16 protein-coding genes and 1 riboswitch are annotated in these 15988 nt (G+C 64.5%); of the genes, 8 read left to right on the forward strand and 8 right to left on the reverse strand.

Annotated elements, in window-relative coordinates:
* Positions 1–10 precede the first annotated feature (10 nt).
* From nuoE to NKI59_RS14845, 7 genes are read right to left on the reverse strand one after another with little or no spacing between them, the layout of a single operon-like run.
* A complete protein-coding gene (gene nuoE / locus NKI59_RS14815; RefSeq protein ID WP_352589702.1) occupies positions 11–1072 on the reverse strand; it encodes an NADH-quinone oxidoreductase subunit NuoE in 1062 nt (353 codons plus the stop codon).
* 21 nt (positions 1073–1093) lie between these two features.
* Positions 1094–1462 carry a hypothetical protein gene (locus NKI59_RS14820; protein ID WP_352589699.1) on the reverse strand — a complete coding sequence of 123 codons (369 nt, stop codon included), beginning with the start codon at positions 1460–1462 and terminating at the stop codon, positions 1094–1096.
* A 2-nt stretch (positions 1463–1464) separates the two neighbouring features.
* Positions 1465–2655 carry an NADH-quinone oxidoreductase subunit D gene (locus tag NKI59_RS14825; protein ID WP_352705036.1) on the reverse strand — a complete coding sequence of 397 codons (1191 nt, stop codon included), beginning with the start codon at positions 2653–2655 and terminating at the stop codon, positions 1465–1467.
* A gap of 51 nt (positions 2656–2706) precedes the next feature.
* A complete protein-coding gene (locus tag NKI59_RS14830; RefSeq protein WP_352705038.1) occupies positions 2707–3102 on the reverse strand; it encodes a four helix bundle protein in 396 nt (131 codons plus the stop codon).
* 21 nt (positions 3103–3123) lie between these two features.
* Positions 3124–3726 carry an NADH-quinone oxidoreductase subunit C gene (locus NKI59_RS14835; protein ID WP_352705040.1) on the reverse strand — a complete coding sequence of 201 codons (603 nt, stop codon included), beginning with the start codon at positions 3724–3726 and terminating at the stop codon, positions 3124–3126.
* A gap of 5 nt (positions 3727–3731) precedes the next feature.
* Positions 3732–4313: a NuoB/complex I 20 kDa subunit family protein gene (locus NKI59_RS14840; RefSeq protein WP_023670824.1), complete on the reverse strand. Its 582-nt coding sequence runs from the start codon at positions 4311–4313 to the stop codon at positions 3732–3734.
* On the reverse strand, positions 4304–4669 hold the full coding sequence (locus tag NKI59_RS14845; protein WP_023676631.1) for an NADH-quinone oxidoreductase subunit A: 366 nt from the start codon (positions 4667–4669) through the stop codon (positions 4304–4306). The genes NKI59_RS14840 and NKI59_RS14845 overlap by 10 nt, the downstream gene beginning before the upstream one ends.
* Before the next feature lie 335 nt (positions 4670–5004).
* Between NKI59_RS14845 and NKI59_RS14850 the strand changes: the two genes are divergently transcribed.
* The 8 genes from NKI59_RS14850 to NKI59_RS14885 all read left to right on the forward strand — a co-directional run bounded on the left by NKI59_RS14850 (position 5005) and on the right by NKI59_RS14885 (position 15242).
* On the forward strand, positions 5005–6204 hold the full coding sequence (locus tag NKI59_RS14850) for a winged helix-turn-helix domain-containing protein (RefSeq protein WP_352705042.1): 1200 nt from the start codon (positions 5005–5007) through the stop codon (positions 6202–6204).
* Positions 6205–6233: 29 nt separating this feature from the next.
* Positions 6234–6437, forward strand: a riboswitch (cobalamin riboswitch).
* Between the two features lie 38 nt (positions 6438–6475).
* Positions 6476–6910, forward strand: coding sequence for a DUF1636 family protein (locus NKI59_RS14855; protein WP_352705044.1), 435 nt, complete (start codon positions 6476–6478; stop codon positions 6908–6910).
* A complete protein-coding gene (gene cobW / locus NKI59_RS14860; RefSeq protein ID WP_352705046.1) occupies positions 6907–7947 on the forward strand; it encodes a cobalamin biosynthesis protein CobW in 1041 nt (346 codons plus the stop codon). The genes NKI59_RS14855 and cobW overlap by 4 nt, the downstream gene beginning before the upstream one ends.
* Before the next feature lie 18 nt (positions 7948–7965).
* Positions 7966–11622 (forward strand): cobaltochelatase subunit CobN, encoded by a 3657-nt coding sequence (gene cobN, locus NKI59_RS14865; RefSeq protein WP_352705048.1) that lies wholly within the window; start codon positions 7966–7968, stop codon positions 11620–11622.
* Complete coding sequence (gene cobG / locus NKI59_RS14870) at positions 11619–13082, forward strand: precorrin-3B synthase (RefSeq protein WP_352705050.1); 1464 nt, start codon at positions 11619–11621, stop codon at positions 13080–13082. Before cobN ends, cobG begins: the two co-directional genes overlap by 4 nt.
* The gene (locus tag NKI59_RS14875; protein WP_502901064.1) at positions 13079–13726 is read left to right on the forward strand and encodes a precorrin-8X methylmutase; all 648 of its coding nucleotides are present in this window, start codon (positions 13079–13081) and stop codon (positions 13724–13726) included. Before cobG ends, NKI59_RS14875 begins: the two co-directional genes overlap by 4 nt.
* On the forward strand, positions 13723–14481 hold the full coding sequence (locus NKI59_RS14880; protein WP_352705054.1) for a precorrin-2 C(20)-methyltransferase: 759 nt from the start codon (positions 13723–13725) through the stop codon (positions 14479–14481). Before NKI59_RS14875 ends, NKI59_RS14880 begins: the two co-directional genes overlap by 4 nt.
* Complete coding sequence (locus tag NKI59_RS14885; RefSeq protein ID WP_352705056.1) at positions 14478–15242, forward strand: precorrin-3B C(17)-methyltransferase; 765 nt, start codon at positions 14478–14480, stop codon at positions 15240–15242. The genes NKI59_RS14880 and NKI59_RS14885 overlap by 4 nt, the downstream gene beginning before the upstream one ends.
* Here the strand turns inward: NKI59_RS14885 and NKI59_RS14890 are convergent.
* On the reverse strand, positions 15206–15988 hold the full coding sequence (locus NKI59_RS14890) for a cobalt-precorrin-6A reductase (protein ID WP_352705057.1): 783 nt from the start codon (positions 15986–15988) through the stop codon (positions 15206–15208). The genes NKI59_RS14885 and NKI59_RS14890 overlap by 37 nt on opposite strands.

Consider the following 15988-nt stretch of genomic DNA (forward strand, 5'->3'; position numbering starts at 1 on the left):
TGCTCGTTCCTCAGACCGGCTTCTTGCCGGTCGGCCGGCTCTTGTTTCCGAGCGACGGTTTGGTCGCCTTGGCGGCAGCCTTCGCCGGTTTAACCTTGGCCTCCGGCGCTTTGAAAGCAGACGCCGGCTCGGCCTTGTTCTTGGGGCCTCTGCGCTGTTTCGAGACGTCCTCGACCTGCGGTTCGGCCTTGTTGGCATTGGCGGCCGAATGCAGAGGCGCTGCGACGCTCGCCGCCCTTTCCGCCGCGGGCGCGACTTTCGTCGCCGACGGCGATTTCAGCGCCGGGTTGGTCTCGACCGCGTCGGTCTTCGGCTTGCTGGCATTCGAGGGCGCAACCGGCGCCGGCGCGGCAGGAGCAGCTGGCGGAACTGATGCTGCGGCGGCAGCCGCCGGCTCTGCATCCTTGGCGGCCTTGGTCGCCGCCCTGGTTTCCCGGTCGCGGGTCGCCTTGAGGATCGCCTTTTCGCTCTTGAGGGTCGTCAGGCCGCTGGCCGGCTCCGAGGTGATGCGGCCGTTTTGCGGTCCTGGCGTCACCGAAGCACCTTTGCCGGCGTCATAAAGGTCGATGATCTCGGCAAGCCGCTCCGGCGTCAAATCCTCATAGGTGTCCTTGAATATCATCACCATCGGTGCGTTGACGCAGGCGCCGAGGCACTCGACCTCCTCCCACGACAGCGTGCCCTTGTCATTGGTGTGAAACTGGTCGTGATGGATCTTCGAGCGGCAGACATCCATCAGCGCTTCCGAGCCGCGCAGCATGCAGGGCGTGGTGCCGCAGACCTGGATATGCGCGCGGGTGCCGACCGGATTGAGCTGGTACTGGGTATAGAAGGTGGCGACTTCCAGCCCACGGATATAGGGCATGTCGAGCATGTCGGAGATCGTTTCGATCGCCGCCTTGGTCACCCAGCCTTCCTGCTCCTGCGCCAGCATCAGCAAGGGGATGATCGCGGATTGCTCGCGTCCCTTCGGATATTTCTTGATCCACTGCTTCGCCGCTGCCGCATTCGCCCGGTTGAAGGCGAAGGAGGCTGGCTGGAGGCTGGCTTCTGCGAGACGGCGGACTGACATGGAGTTTCGCTTTTATGTTTCTTATTGAACCGAACTGGAGACGCGATAGCAGTTCTCAGATTGCCCTAACACGCATACAAACTCTTCCTTACCGCGCTTCAGACGGATGTATTCATCATAACGATCGTCAACCCAAGAGACACAGTAAGGCCTCGGCCGGCTGGGCACTTGGGCAACAAACGACTCGATCGGACACGGAAGAGAATGAAAACCCATCCCCTCATCCATCGGCGCATGCCTCTCGTATGTACGCCCCATCAGCAAGTCGCCCTCCGAGACCAGCTCAAACCCGATCTTGAGCAGGTCTCGCGAAAGCAATCGACCATCCGGGGCCCAAGCAGGAACTTGGGCCGCCATGGTCAGAACCGCTGCGGTAACAAGCGCGTTCATTGCTACCGATCCACCTCACCAAACACGATGTCGAGGGAACCAAGCACAGCGGTAACGTCGGCCAACATGTGGCCGCGACACAAAAAGTCCATGGCCTGGAGATGCGCGAAGCCGGGCGCGCGCAGCTTGCAGCGATAGGGCTTGTTGGTGCCGTCGGAGACGAGATAGACGCCGAACTCGCCTTTCGGCGCCTCGACGGCCGCATAGACCTCGCCGGCCGGCACGCGGTAGCCTTCGGTGTAGAGCTTGAAGTGATGGATCAGCGCTTCCATCGAGCGCTTCATCGCCGAACGCTTCGGCGGCACCACCTTGCCGTCGAGGTTCGACACCGGCCCGCTGCCCTCCTTGCCGAGCAGAAGATCGACGCATTGGCGCATGATCTTGGCCGACTGGCGCATCTCTTCCATGCGCACCAGGTAGCGGTCGAAACAGTCACCGTTCTTGCCGATCGGAATGTCGAAATCCATCTCGGCGTAACATTCATAGGGCTGCGATTTGCGCAGGTCCCAGGGTGCACCCGAGCCGCGCACCATGACGCCCGAAAAACCCCAGGCCCAGGCGTCGGCCAGAGACACCGTCGCGATGTCGACATTGCGCTGCTTGAAGATGCGGTTGCCGGTCAAGAGCGAGTCGAGGTCGTCGACCGATTTCAGGAACGGGTCGATCCACTTGCCGATGTCCTCGATCAGCTTCTGCGGCAGGTCCTGGTGGACGCCGCCGGGGCGGAAATAGGCGGCATGCATGCGCGAGCCGCTGGCACGCTCATAGAACACCATCAGCTTTTCGCGTTCGACGAAGCCCCACAGCGGCGGCGTCAGCGCGCCGACATCCATCGCCTGCGTCGTCACGTTGAGGATATGCGACATGATGCGGCCGATTTCCGAATAGAGTACCCGGATCAACTGCCCGCGCTTCGGCACCTCGATACCGAGCAGCCGCTCCGCGGCAAGCGCGAAGGCATGCTCCTGGTTCATCGGCGCGCAATAGTCGAGCCGGTCGAGATAGGGTACGGCCTGCAGATAAGTCTTGGCCTCGATCAGCTTTTCCGTGCCGCGGTGCAAAAGCCCGATATGTGGATCGACGCGATCGACGACTTCGCCGTCAAGCTCCAGCACCAGACGCAAAACGCCATGCGCCGCAGGGTGTTGAGGTCCGAAGTTAATGTTGAAGTTGCGAACGGAGGTTTCAGCCATGAGCGTGTTGCTCGCGCGCCACGTGAATGGTGAATGGTGAATGGTGAATAGTCATTGGCCTGAATCGACCTCCAGCGATCGAATGAACGAACGCATCATCTTCCCTAACTTCTCGAACCTGACCGACAACAGCCCTGCACTCTTCTCGTCCAACAATCCCACGCTCATCGAAAGAAGCGTATGGGTTTCTAGTTCCTTCAACGAACCTTGCGCAATACGAAGGAACTGAACAAAGGGCTTGCGCTGACCGCGGCCGAAACCCTCGGCGATATTTGCCGGTATCGACGATGCCGCGCGCCGCATCTGGGATGTCATGCCGAACATTTCCTCTCGCGGGAATGCTTTCGTCGCGAGATAGATGTCCGCAGCCAATACCATCGAATCCTTCCATACGTTCAGATCTCGATAGTCGTTGATTTTCCCGGACGTTCCATCCCGCTTTTCCATTCACTATTCACAATTCACCATTCACTGCTTTGCCTTCTCATCCCCCGGAAGCACGTAATCCGTACCTTCCCACGGAGACAGAAAATCGAAATTGCGGAATTCCTGCTTGAGCTCGACCGGCTCGTAGATGACGCGCTTGGCTTCGTCGTCGTAACGCACCTCGACGAAGCCGGTCAGCGGAAAGTCCTTGCGCAGCGGATGGCCTTCAAAGCCGTAATCAGTAAGAATCCGCCGCAGATCGGGATGGCCCGAAAACAGCACGCCATAGAGATCGTAGGTCTCGCGCTCGAACCAGTCGGCGCCGGGATATATGCCGGTGATCGACGGCACCAGCGTCTCTTCGTCGGCCTGGACCTTGATGCGGACACGGATATTCTGCCTCGGCGACAGCAAATGATAGACGACGTCGAAGCGCTTTGCCCGCGACGGATAATCAGCGCCGCAAACGTCGATGATCGAAATGAACTGGCATTTCGGGTCGTCGCGCAGGAAGGTCACCACCTCGATCAGGTCGCGCGGCTCGACCGAGATGGTGAGTTCGCCATAGGCGAACACCGCCTCGCCGATCCGGCCGATCAGTTTCTCGCCGAGATAGGTCGAGAGGTCATTCAACGCCTGGGTCATGCCGCTCACCGTTCGATCGTGCCGGTGCGGCGGATCTTCTTCTGCAGCAGAAGGATGCCGTAGAGCAGCGCTTCGGCGCTCGGCGGGCAGCCGGGCACATAGATGTCGACTGGCACGATGCGGTCGCAGCCGCGCACCACCGAATAGGAATAATGATAATAGCCGCCGCCATTGGCGCAGGAGCCCATCGAGATGACGTAGCGCGGCTCCGGCATCTGATCGTAGACCTTGCGCAGCGCCGGCGCCATCTTGTTGGTCAGCGTGCCGGCGACGATCATGATGTCCGACTGGCGCGGAGACGCGCGCGGCGCGACACCGAACCTCTCCGAGTCATAGCGCGGCATCGACGTATGGATCATCTCGACGGCGCAGCAGGCGAGACCGAAGGTCATGAACATCAACGAGCCGCTGCGCGCCCAGGTGATCAGCGCCTCGGTCGAGGTGACGAGAAAGCCCTTGTCGGCGAGCTCGTTGTTGATCTCCAGGAAGAATGGATCGTCGGACCCGACCGGCCTGCCGGTGTTGGGATCGATGAGGCCCTTGGGCTTCGGCGCGACGAGCGTGCCGGAACTGTCGTTCAATCCCATTCCAGCGCTCCTTTTTTCCATTCATAGGCAAAGCCGATGGTCAGCACCGCCAAAAACACCATCATCGACCAGAAACCGAGCATGCCGATCTGGCTGAACGACACCGCCCACGGAAACAGGAAGGCCACCTCCAGATCGAAGATGATGAACAGGATCGACACCAGGTAGAAGCGGATGTCGAATTTCATGCGGGCGTCATCGAACGAGTTGAAGCCGCACTCATAGGCCGAAAGCTTTTCCGGATCGGGGTTGCGATAGGCCACCAGGAAGGGTGCGGCGAGCAGCGCCAGCCCGACGATCAGCGCCACGCCGATGAACAGGACGATGGGCAGGTACGAACCTAAAAGTGCGTTCATGCTGCAGTTTCCGTTGGCGGCCAATCCACTCTGATTACAGCACCGGACCCACTTGCGGAAGCGTGACAGTTTAACCACTGAACCGTTTCAAGGAGGCTCTATGCTGCAACGCGGCGAGGGTTAGCGCAGCGCTTTCGGCGAAGCAAGTCAAACCTTGTTCAAATCGCGGTGCTGGACGGCATATCCGGGAAAACTGGTCCGATCCGCTCCTGTTTGATTTCCTTCACTTTTTACTCCACTTTTCTCTCCTGACATGAATGCCGCCAAAACCCTGTTAGCATGGCACGGAATCGCAGGTCATTTTCTCTGTCTAAAATCGTCCGGATGCCGCCTTCATGAAGGAAAAAATCTCGCTTGCCATGGCCCGCCGCATTGCGCTCGCGGCACAGGGATTCAATGACCCGCGCCCCACCGGCACGCCTGACCGCCGGCATCTGGCCCGCGTGCTTGCCCGTACCGGCCTGCTGCAGATCGATTCCGTCAGCGCCGTGGTGCGCGCCCACTATATGCCGCTCTATTCGCGGCTTGGCCCCTACAAGCTGGCGCTGCTCGACGACGCCGCCGTAACGCGCAAGCGCATGGTCTTCGAATATTGGGCGCACGAAGCCTCCTTCTTGCCGGTCGAGACCTATCCGCTGATGCGCTGGCGCATGCAGCGGGCCGAACGCGGCGACGAAATGTACAGCGGACTGGCCAAATGGGGCCGCGAGCACGCCGCCTATATCGAAGACATCTATCGCGAGGTCGCCGAACGAGGCCCGATCGCGGCGTCGGCTTTCGAAGGCCAGAAGGGTTCGGGCGGCTGGTGGGGCTGGAGCCATGCCAAGCACGCCTTCGAATGGCTGTTCTGGGCCGGCCGCATCACCACGGCGCATCGCCGCGGCTTCGAACGGTTCTACGATCTGCCGGAGCGCGTATTGCCGCCGGCGGTACTCGCGCTACCGGTTCCCCGTCCCGAGGATGCTCACCGCGAATTGCTGCGCATCTCGGCCCGCGCCCACGGCATCGCCACGGCAGGAGACCTGCGCGACTATTTCCGGCTCTCGCCCGCCGACATCAAGGGCCGCATCGAGGAGTTGGTCGAGGCCGGCGACCTGTTGCCGGTGAGCGTCGAAGGCTGGAACAAAACAGCCTATCTCCACAAGGACGCCCGTTTGCCGCGCAAGATCGAGGCGCGCGCCTTGCTCGCGCCGTTCGATCCTGTCGTCTTCGAACGATCGCGCACCGAGCGGTTGTTCGACTTCCACTACCGCATCGAGATCTACACGCCGGCCGAAAAGCGCCAGTATGGCTATTATGTGCTGCCATTCCTGCTCGGCGACAGCATCGTCGGGCGCGTCGACCTCAGGGCCGACCGCCCGGCCGGTGTGTTGCGCGTCCACGCCGCCTATGCGGAGCCCGGCGCCCCGCCACAAACCGCAGCCGCCCTTTTCGAGGAATTGAAGCAGATGCAGGGCTGGCTCGGCCTGGAACGCATCGAGGTGACCGCTGCCGGCGACCTCGGCCGGCCGCTCGCGGATATCGCCGCGTCATAGACGTGCGTTGACACGACTGCCTCCACAAGCCTAAATCCGTTCCAGACGGTCCCCTGCCCGCAACGGCAGGGGCCAAGAGGGAATGCGGTGCGAAATCTCGATTTCAAATCCGCGGCTGTCCCCGCAACTGTAAGCGACGAGCCTCGGCCGAAAACCACTGGGATATTCCCGGGAAGGCGGCACCCAGGCGATGACCCGCGAGCCAGGAGACCTGCCGTCTAGGACATAAGAATCCGATCGCCTGGCGGGTTTTCCGGGCAAGGAGCCTGATTTGGAACACGACAGCAGTTTTCCGGCTGAGACAGCGGATTTATTGTCCGGCCATGGTGATTCCCCGGCCGGCGTTACCGTCATCGTCTGCTCGTCCTGCCGTGACGAGACCGGTTCGGACGCTCATCCGCGCGCCGGCGAACTGCTCGCAGAGGACACGCGCCGCGCTGCTTCCAGCGAAAACATCAAAATCCGCACCGTCGAATGCCTCGGCAATTGCAAGCGCCGGCTCAGCGCGGCCATGCTGCGCGACGGCTGCTGGAGTTACGTCTTCGGTGATCTGACCACGACCAGCGGCGCCGATCTCGTCACCGGGGCAAAGCTGTTCGCCACCGCGACGGATGGGCTCATTCCATGGCGCGGCCGTCCCGATTGCCTGAAGCGCGGCCTGGTTGCCCGCATCCCTCCCCTTGACCTTTTGAAGGACCTGACATGACCGCTGCCTCCCTTTCGCGCGTTCCCTGCACCGTGGTCACCGGCTTTCTCGGCGCCGGCAAGACGACGTTGATCCGCCATTTGCTCGAAAACGCCAAAGGCAAGCGCCTGGCCATCATCGTCAACGAGTTCGGCGACATCGGCATCGACGGCGAGATCCTGAAGGGCTGCGCCATCGACACCTGCCCCGAGGAAAACATCGTCGAGCTGGCCAATGGTTGCATCTGCTGCACCGTCGCCGATGATTTCGTCCCGGCGCTGGACCAGATCCTGTCGCTGACGCCGAGGGTCGACCACATCCTGATCGAGACATCCGGCCTCGCTTTGCCCAAGCCGCTGGTCCAGGCCTTCCAGTGGCCGTCGGTGAAAAGCCGCGTGACGGTGGACGGCGTCATTGCCGTGGTCGACGGACCGGCGCTGGCTGATGGCCGCGTAGCCAACGACATGGACGCCCTGCAGGCCCAGCGCGCGCAGGACGAGACGCTCGACCATGACGATCCGGTCGAGGAAGTGTTCGAGGACCAGCTCGCCTGCGCCGACCTGATCATCCTGTCGAAGAGCGACCTGATGGACGCAGCCGGCTCGGCCCGTGCCAATGCCGTCATCGGCAAGCACATTGCGCGGGCGGTGAAGATCGTACCGACTTCGCAAGGCAAGGTCGACCCGTCGGTGCTGCTCGGCCTCGGCCTCGCCGTCGAGGACGACATCGAGAACCGCAAGACCCACCACGACGACGAGCTCGACCACGAACATGACGATTTTGACTCGTTCGTCATCGACATCGCGTCCGTGTCCAACCCGGACGAGCTCGCACAACGGGTCGCCACGGCGGCGGAGGAAGAAAACGTGTTGCGCGTCAAGGGTTTCGTCGAAGTCGGCGGCAAGCCGATGCGGCTCCTGCTGCAGGCCGTCGGTCCGCGCGTCAATCACTATTACGACCGCGCCTGGACCGCTGAAGACGACCGCCGCTCGCGCCTCGTCGTCATCGGCCTGAAAGGGCTGAACCGCCCGGCCATCGAGCGTATCCTCGCCGGCTGACCCCAGGTACGAGCCGCGATGCACATCCTCACCACCACATCCGCCTCGCTCGACGATCTCGCCGAGCCTGTCGATCTCAGGCAAACGCCTGCGGATGTCGTGGCGCTGTCCTTCACCGACAGCGACCTAGCCGGGCTGGCGGCGGCGTGGAAGGCAGATGCGCACCGCCTGCCGTCGATGCGGCTCGCCGCCTTGCGCGACCTGCGCCATCCGATGTCCGTCGACCTGTGGATCGACAGCGTCGCCCGCCACGCCAAGGTCATTCTGGTCCGCATCCTCGGCGGCTATGACTGGTGGCGCTATGGCTGCGACCAGCTCGCCGTTATCGCGCGAAATCGCGGTATCAAGCTGGCGCTCCTACCGGGCGAGAGCCACGACGAGGATTTGCGACTGATCGAAGGCTCGACGCTGCCGCGCGAGGAGTTGGACGCCCTGCTTGGCTATTTCCGCGAGGGCGGGCCGGCAAATATGACGGCGCTGGTGCAGAGGCTGGCAAGTCTCGCTGGATCGGGTGCGGCGGTAGCCGAACCTGTTAGCGTGCCAAAGGCGGGATTTTACGAGCCGGGACTGGGGGTCGTAGAACGCGGCGTCCCCCTCCCCCTCGAGGGGAGGGTCCGGCCGCAGGCGGGGGGTGGGGTCCTCTCCGAAGCGCGCCTACACAAAACGTCGCGCACTGCCGTGACGACCCCACCCGGCCCTGCGGGCCACCCTCCCCTCAAGGGGGAGGGAGACGCCGCGCCCATCATCCCCATCCTCTTCTACCGTTCGATGCTGCTGGCCGCAGATGTCGCGCCGATCGACGCGCTTTTTGCAGCGATCAGGCAACGTGGTATGGCGCCGGTGCCAATCTTCGTCTCCAGCCTCAAGGACCCGGTGTCGCTCGCCTTTGTCGAAACCGCGCTCGCAACCCTGAAGCCTGCCGCCACCATCACCGCCACAGCTTTCGCCTCGGGTGCCGAGCCCGGTGTCGAAACCCTGTTCGACCGCGCCGGCGTGCCGGTGTTCCAGGTCATCGTCGCGACCACCCGCCGCGACATCTGGCAAACCAATCAGCGCGGCCTGGCGCCCGCCGACCTTGCCATGCATGTCGTCCTGCCCGAGCTCGACGGTCGCATCCTGGCCGGCGCCATTTCATTCAAGGGCGAAAGCGAAACCGACCCGGCGCTGGCCTTCCGCGCCTTCGCCAACCGGCCTGAGCCCGACCGCGTGGCGCAAGTGGCGAACCGTGTCGAGGCCTTCGTGCGCCTGCAGCGGACGCCGCGTGCGGAGCGCAAGCTCGCCATCCTGATCCCCGACTATCCGAGCGCCCCCGGTCGCACCGGCTACGCGGTTGGTCTCGACGTGCCGTCCAGCGTGCTGGCAATGCTGCACGACCTGAGCGAACAGGGCTACGCCGTTGAAAGCATTCCACAAACGCCGCGCGAGTTGCTGGAGACGCTGGAAAAGGGCGGCCATGGGCTGGCCCTACACGACTATCAGACCTTTTCGAAGGAATTGCCTGCAGCGGCAATCGCTGCGGTAGAGGCGGCTTGGGGGAATGCGGCAGATGAGACAAGTTTGTGCGAGGCACCCCCCTCTGTCCTGCCGGACATCTCCCCCTCAAGGAGGGAGATTGGCAGTTCCGACGCCATCGCTCCTCCTGCAACGCTAGTAGTTGGCGAAAGCCTCGAAGAGAGTTCAATCTCCCCCCTTGAGGGGGAGATGTCCGGCAGGACAGAGGGGGGTGTCCAAGCGCCTGCCGCGGCAAAATTCCCCTTCCGCACAGCCACCTTCGGCAACGTCACCGTGGCACTCGCCCCTGACCGCGGGCGCTCAGCCGACCGCCGCGCCGACTATCACGACCCGACGCTGCCGCCGCGCCATGCGCTGGTCGCCTTTGGCCTCTGGCTGCGCAAGTCGCTCGGCATCCATGCAATTGTCCATGTCGGCGCCCACGGCACGCTGGAGTGGCTGCCCGGCAAGACCGTGGCGCTCAGCGAAAACTGCTTTCCCGAGATAGTCACCGGTCCCCTGCCCGTCATCTATCCCTTCATCGTCTCCAACCCGGGAGAGGCAGCGCAGGCCAAGCGGCGCATTGCCGCCGTCACGCTCGGTCATCTGCCGCCGCCGCTGACCGGCGCCGGACTGGACGAAAACCAGCACAGGCTTGAACGACTGGTTGACGAATATGCCCAGGCCGACGGGCTCGACCGCCGCCGCCGCGACCGCCTGGCGAAGCTGATCGTCGAGACGGCGGAAAAGACCGGCCTCGCCTCAGAGGCAGGCGTCGCCAGGACCGACGCAGCCGACGAGGCTTTGCGCCGCATCGACGCCTGGCTCTGCGATCTCAAGGATTTCGCCATCAAGGACGGCCTGCACATTTACGGCCGCTCGCCGGAAGGCGAGGCTGATCCGGTACGGCGGCAAAGTGCGGCAGCTGAAAAAACCGCGCTGCTTGCCGCCCTCGACGGCCGCCACGTCGCTGCCGGTCCGGCCGGTGCGCCGGCGCGTGGCCGGAGCGATGTGCTGCCCACCGGCCGCAATTTGTTTACCGCCGACCCGCGCACCATGCCGACGCCGACCGCCTATGATCTGGGCAAGGTGGCAGCGGAAGAAGTGGTCCGCAGCTACATGCAATCGCATGGCGACTGGCCGCGCTCGCTGGTCATCGACCTGTGGGGCTCGGCCTCGCTGCGCACCGGCGGTGAGGAGATCGCGCAAGGCCTGGCGCTGATGGGCTGCCGGCCGCAATGGGATTCCGCCACCGGCCGCATCACCGGCATAGATGTGCTGCCGCCGGCAACACTCGGCCGTCCGCGCATCGATGTCACCTGGCGCATATCGGGCCTGTTCCGCGACATGTTCCCGACCCAGATCGCGCTGATCGACGCCGCGGCCAACGCGGTGGCGACCCGCGACGAGGACGATTCGGAAAACCCGCTCGCCGCTAGGACCCGCATCGACGGCAAGATCAGCCCGCGCATTTTCGGCACCTCGCCGGGCACTTACGGCGCGGGCGTCGAGGACTTGTTGTCGAGCGGCGACTGGGCCGCGCGCGAAGAGATCGGCCGCACCTATCTCGCCGCCACCTCGCACGCCTATGGCGGCTCCGAGGGCAAAGGCATTTCGGCGCCCGGCGCGTTCGAGGATCGCCTCGCCGAGGCCGACCTTCTGGTTCATACCGGCGACGACCCCGGCCGCGACATCCTCGAAGGCTCGGCCGACGTCGCCTTCATCGGCGGCTTTTCGGCAGCACTTGCCGCGCTCGGCAAAAACGCCGACGTGATCGTGCTCGACACCACGGACCCGCAAAGACCGAAGCCGCGCTCGGTTGGTGAGGCCGTATCCCGGGTAGTTCGCGCCCGCGCGGTCAACCCGCGCTTCATCGCCGGCCAGATGCGTCATGGCCCGCGCGGCGCCTCGGAATTCGCCGAGACGGTCGACCGGCTGGTCGGCTTTGCTGAGACTACCCATGCCATATCGGGCACGCTGATCGAGGCGGTGCACGACGCCTATCTTGGCGACCCCGTGGTGCGCGCCTTCATCCTGCGCGAGAACCCGGCGGCGGCAAAGGTGATTGCCGAGCGTTTGCTGTCGGCACGGCGGCGCGGGCTCTGGCATCCGCTGCGCAATTCGATCGATGACGATCTCGCCGCACTGATTGCCGAAGCGCAAGCTCTGGGAGTGGCGGCATGAACGCTTTCTCGCGCCGTGGCGCCTGCCCTGCTCTGTCCGCGCCGATGCAGACCGGCGACGGGCTGCTGGTGCGGCTCAATCCGGTCGCTGGAGGACTGTTGCCGAAATCGTTGATCGGACTCTGCGAATCCGCCTTGCGCCATGGCAACGGTATCATGGAAGTGACCGCCCGCGGCAGCCTGCAGATCCGCGGCCTGACGCCGGCAAGCGCGCGGCTGCTGGCGATGGAGGTCGATGCGCTCGGCATCGCGGTGCGCACCGGCGTGCCGGTAGAGACCGGCCCGCTGGCCGGGCTCGACCAGGAGGAGATAGCCGACCCGCGCCCAATGGCGCAGCGGATTCGGGCGGCAATTGAGGACGCCGGTGTTACGCAACGGCTTGGCCCGAAGGTGTCGGTGATTGTTGACGGCGGCGGGCAGCTGACAATGGATGCGGTTACGGCCGATGTCAGGCTGGTCGGGGCGCGGGCCGCCGACGGAATTACGTGGCGGGTATCGCTCGCCGGAGATGCGCAGGGTGCCACGCCGCTGGCGATGTCCGAGGAAGATGCGGCTTGTGACATCGCCGTCGCCATTCTCAGGATGGTTGCCGAAAAGGGCCGCGATGCCCATGCGCGGGATTTGACGGCGAGGCAGCTGAGATCTCTCGCAAGTTGGCGATCTGTCGCGCCCCCCTCTGTCCTGCCGGACATCTCCCCCACAAGGGGGGAGATTGCGCCCTCATCTCGGCTTTCGCCTATCACCCGAGATCCTGAGCCGCCGCTGAAGCTGCCGATCTCCCCCCAAGTGGGGGAGATGTCCGGCAGGACAGAGGGGGGCGCGACGGAACGCCAGCCCATCGGAGTTCTTAACCTAGCCACCACCGCAATCGCCCTTGGTATTGGCCTGCCGTTCGGCAGCATACCAGCGCAAAAACTTATCGATCTCACCCAATACGCCCTCACCCTCGGCACCACCGAAATCCGTCTGGCGCCGGGTCGCACGCTGCTTTTGCTTGGCCTCTCCCCAGCCGCATGTCTTTCACTCCAGAAAACCGCCGCAGCCCTCGGCTTTGTCACCGACGCAGCCGATCCGCGCACCAGGATCGCCACCTGCCCCGGCGCACCCGCCTGCGCCTCCGGCCGGATCGCCACCCGCGACATCGCCGAGACCATCGCCGTGGAAAACCGCGATATCCTCGATTCCTCGCTGACGCTGCACATCTCCGGCTGCGCCAAGGGCTGCGCCCATCCCGGTCCGGCGGCGCTGACCCTAGTCGGTGGCGAAAACGGAGCCGGACTTGTCGTGGACGGGACGGCAAAGGCATTGCCCGCCGGATACAGGCCGGGCTACGACGCCGCGCACAGCATCGGCCGCATTGCAGCGGCGATCCGCAGCGCACGACATCCCGGCGAGACTGCTGCCGCCTGCCTGGCAAGGCTCGGCGCGGCCGGCATCACCGAAATCTACCGACAGGAATGAGCATGCCCGCCCAGAACGCCTACGACTACATCCATGATGGCACGGCGATCTACGAGCGCTCCTTCGCCATTATCCGCGCCGAGGCCGACCTTTCGCGCTTTTCCGAAGCCGAGGCCGAAATCGCTATCCGCATGATCCACGCCTGCGGCCAGGTCGAGGCTGCGCGACACTTCGTTTTCTCGAGCGATTTCGTCGCCGCCGCGCGCACGGCGCTGGGGGCCGGCGCGCCGATCTTCTGCGACGCGCAGATGGTCTCGCACGGCGTCACGCGCGCCCGGCTGCCGGCCGGCAACGAGGTGATCTGCACGCTGCGCGATCCGGGGACCGCCGACATCGCGAAAAAGATCGGCAACACCCGCTCAGCCGCCGCGATCGACCTGTGGGGCGAGCGCATGGCCGGTTCGGTCGTCGCCATCGGCAATGCGCCGACAGCCCTTTTCTATCTGCTGGAAAAGCTGCGCGACGGCGCCTCGAGGCCGGCGGCGATCATCGGCATGCCGGTCGGGTTTGTCGGTGCCGCCGAATCGAAGGATGCGCTGGCCGAAAATTCCTATGGCGTGCCTTACGCCATCGTGCGCGGCCGGCTGGGCGGCAGCGCCATGACCGCCGCCGCCCTCAATGCATTGGCGAGGCCGGGCCTATGAATGCGATTGCAAAAGGCAGGCTTGTCGGCGTCGGCACCGGACCCGGCGACCCGGAACTCTTGACGCTGAAGGCAGTGCGCGCGCTGGCCGCGGCCGATGTCGTCGCGCATTTCGCTAAGCGCGGCAACAACAGCAACGCGCGCGCCATTGTCGGCGCGCATTTTCGCCCCGATTTGATTGAACTGCCGCTGCTCTATCCGGTGACGACCGAGATCGACAAGGACCACAGCGATTACCGCTCGCAGATAACGGATTTCTACGAGCAGTCGGCCGAAAAGGTCGCCGAGCACCTCAGCGCCGGCAGGATGGTCGCGGTGCTTTCGGAAGGCGATCCGCTTTTCTACGGCTCCTACATGCATCTTCATGTCCGGCTGGCGCACCGCTTTCCGAGCGAAGTCATTCCCGGCGTCACCGCCATGTCCGGCTGCTGGTCGGCGACCGGCCTGCCTATCGTCCAGGGCGACGACGTGCTGACGGTGCTGCCGGGCACCATGAGCGAATTCGAGCTGACGCGTCGCCTCGCCGATACCGACGCTGCGGTGATCATGAAGGTCGGCCGCAACCTGCCCAAGATCAGGCGCGCGCTGGAGGCAACCGACAAGCTGGCGCGGGCCATCTATGTCGAGCGCGGCACCTTGCCGGGCGGCGTCTCGATGCGGCTGGCCGATAAAAAGGACGACCAGGCGCCTTATTTCGCCATCGTGCTGGTGGCCGGCTGGTCGGGCCGGCCAAGCGCATTGAAAGCCGAAGCATGAGCGGCCGCCTCACCGTCATCGGCCTCGGGCCCGGCAACGCCGACCAGGTGACGCCAGAGGCAAGCCGCGCCGTTGCCGAGGCAAAATTCTTCTACGGCTATAAACCCTATCTCGACCGGCTCGATCTGCGCCCCGACCAGATTCGCGTCGCTTCCGACAATCGCGAGGAACTCGCGCGCTCCAGGGACGCGCTGTTCAAGGCTGCGGAAGGCCACGATGTCGCCGTCGTGTCGGGCGGCGATCCCGGCGTCTTCGCCATGGCCGCGGCCGTCTGCGAGGCGATCGAGGCGGGCCCACCCGAATGGCGCGCGGTCGACATCGCCATCGTGCCCGGTATCACCGCCATGCTCGCCGTCGCCGCCCGCATCGGCGCGCCGCTCGGCCATGATTTCTGCGCCATCTCGCTGTCCGACAATCTGAAGCCGTGGGACCTGATCGAGCTACGCCTGCTGGCGGCAGCCGGCGCCGGCTTCGTAATCGCGCTCTACAATCCGATCAGCAAGGCGCGCCCATGGCAGCTAGGCCGCGCTTTCGAATGCCTTGCTGCGATCCTGCCCGGCACCACGCCGGTGATCTTCGGCCGTGCCGCCGGCCGTCCCGACGAGCGCATCGAGGTTTTTCTGCTGGCCGACGCCGATGCCGCGAAGGCCGACATGTCGACCTGCATCATCATCGGCTCGCCGGAAACCAGGATCATCAAACGGGGTGACAAGGCCGCGCTGGTCTACACGCCGCGTTCGGCAGCAGGCCCAAGACCATGACCGACCAGAAAATGATCGACCATCGCGGCAAGACATTCGACGGTCTCAGCCGACGTGACGTCCGGCAGCGCCGGCCTGCGGATCATCACCACCTCGACGCCGAGCGCCCGCGCCGCCGCGATCTTGCCGTAGGTCGCCTCGCCGCCGCTGTTTTTGGAAACAACGACTTCGATGTGGTGTTGCAGAAGCAGTGCATGTTCGTCGACTTCCCGAAACGGCCCGCGCGCCAAGAGATAGGTCGCGTCGGGCACAGCGAGCCTGGGCTCGACCGGGTCGACACTGCGGATGAGATAATGATGCTGGGGAGCGGCCTTGAAGGCAGCGACCTCCTGTCGCCCGAGCGCCAGGAACACGCGGCGCGGCACCGATCCCAGAGCCGTCACCGCGCTGGCAACGGTGTCGACCAACATCCAGCGATCACCTTCGACCGCCTCCCATCCGGGACGCTTGAGCGCAACGATAGGCACGCCGGTCATGCGCGCTGCTTCCGCCGCGTTGGCGGAGATTCGCGCCGCATAGGGATGCGTGGCGTCGATCAGCAGGTCGATCTTGTTCTGGCGGAGATACGCCGCCAGCCCGCCGGCACCGCCGAAGCCGCCGACCCGCACCGGCACCCCCTGCGCGGCCGGGCTTTCGGTGCGGCCGGCCAGCGACAGTATGACCGAAATATCCGCGCGCGCGGCCAGCTTTCCGGCCAGTTGCCGCGCTTCGGTGGTTCCGCCGAGGATCAGAATGCGGTGGGTCAT

The sequence above is a fragment of the Mesorhizobium sp. M0598 genome, from assembly GCF_040320865.1.
GTDB lineage: Bacteria > Pseudomonadota > Alphaproteobacteria > Rhizobiales > Rhizobiaceae > Mesorhizobium.

Bases quoted from the DNA above. Each gene is read 5' to 3' on its own strand.
- nuoE (WP_352589702.1), bottom strand. From the start codon at position 1,072: ATGTCAGTCCGCCGTCTCGCAGAAGCCAGCCTCCAGCCAGCCTCCTTC.
- NKI59_RS14820 (WP_352589699.1), bottom strand. From the start codon at position 1,462: ATGAACGCGCTTGTTACCGCAGCGGTTCTGACCATGGCGGCCCAAGTT.
- NKI59_RS14825 (WP_352705036.1), bottom strand. From the start codon at position 2,655: ATGGCTGAAACCTCCGTTCGCAACTTCAACATTAACTTCGGACCTCAA.
- NKI59_RS14830 (WP_352705038.1), bottom strand. From the start codon at position 3,102: ATGGAAAAGCGGGATGGAACGTCCGGGAAAATCAACGACTATCGAGAT.
- NKI59_RS14835 (WP_352705040.1), bottom strand. From the start codon at position 3,726: ATGACCCAGGCGTTGAATGACCTCTCGACCTATCTCGGCGAGAAACTG.
- NKI59_RS14840 (WP_023670824.1), bottom strand. From the start codon at position 4,313: ATGGGATTGAACGACAGTTCCGGCACGCTCGTCGCGCCGAAGCCCAAG.
- NKI59_RS14845 (WP_023676631.1), bottom strand. From the start codon at position 4,669: ATGAACGCACTTTTAGGTTCGTACCTGCCCATCGTCCTGTTCATCGGC.
- NKI59_RS14850 (WP_352705042.1), top strand. From the start codon at position 5,005: ATGAAGGAAAAAATCTCGCTTGCCATGGCCCGCCGCATTGCGCTCGCG.
- cobW (WP_352705046.1), top strand. From the start codon at position 6,907: ATGACCGCTGCCTCCCTTTCGCGCGTTCCCTGCACCGTGGTCACCGGC.
- cobN (WP_352705048.1), top strand. From the start codon at position 7,966: ATGCACATCCTCACCACCACATCCGCCTCGCTCGACGATCTCGCCGAG.
- cobG (WP_352705050.1), top strand. From the start codon at position 11,619: ATGAACGCTTTCTCGCGCCGTGGCGCCTGCCCTGCTCTGTCCGCGCCG.
- NKI59_RS14875 (WP_502901064.1), top strand. From the start codon at position 13,079: ATGAGCATGCCCGCCCAGAACGCCTACGACTACATCCATGATGGCACG.
- NKI59_RS14880 (WP_352705054.1), top strand. From the start codon at position 13,723: ATGAATGCGATTGCAAAAGGCAGGCTTGTCGGCGTCGGCACCGGACCC.
- NKI59_RS14885 (WP_352705056.1), top strand. From the start codon at position 14,478: ATGAGCGGCCGCCTCACCGTCATCGGCCTCGGGCCCGGCAACGCCGAC.
- NKI59_RS14890 (WP_352705057.1), bottom strand. From the start codon at position 15,988: ATGACCCACCGCATTCTGATCCTCGGCGGAACCACCGAAGCGCGGCAA.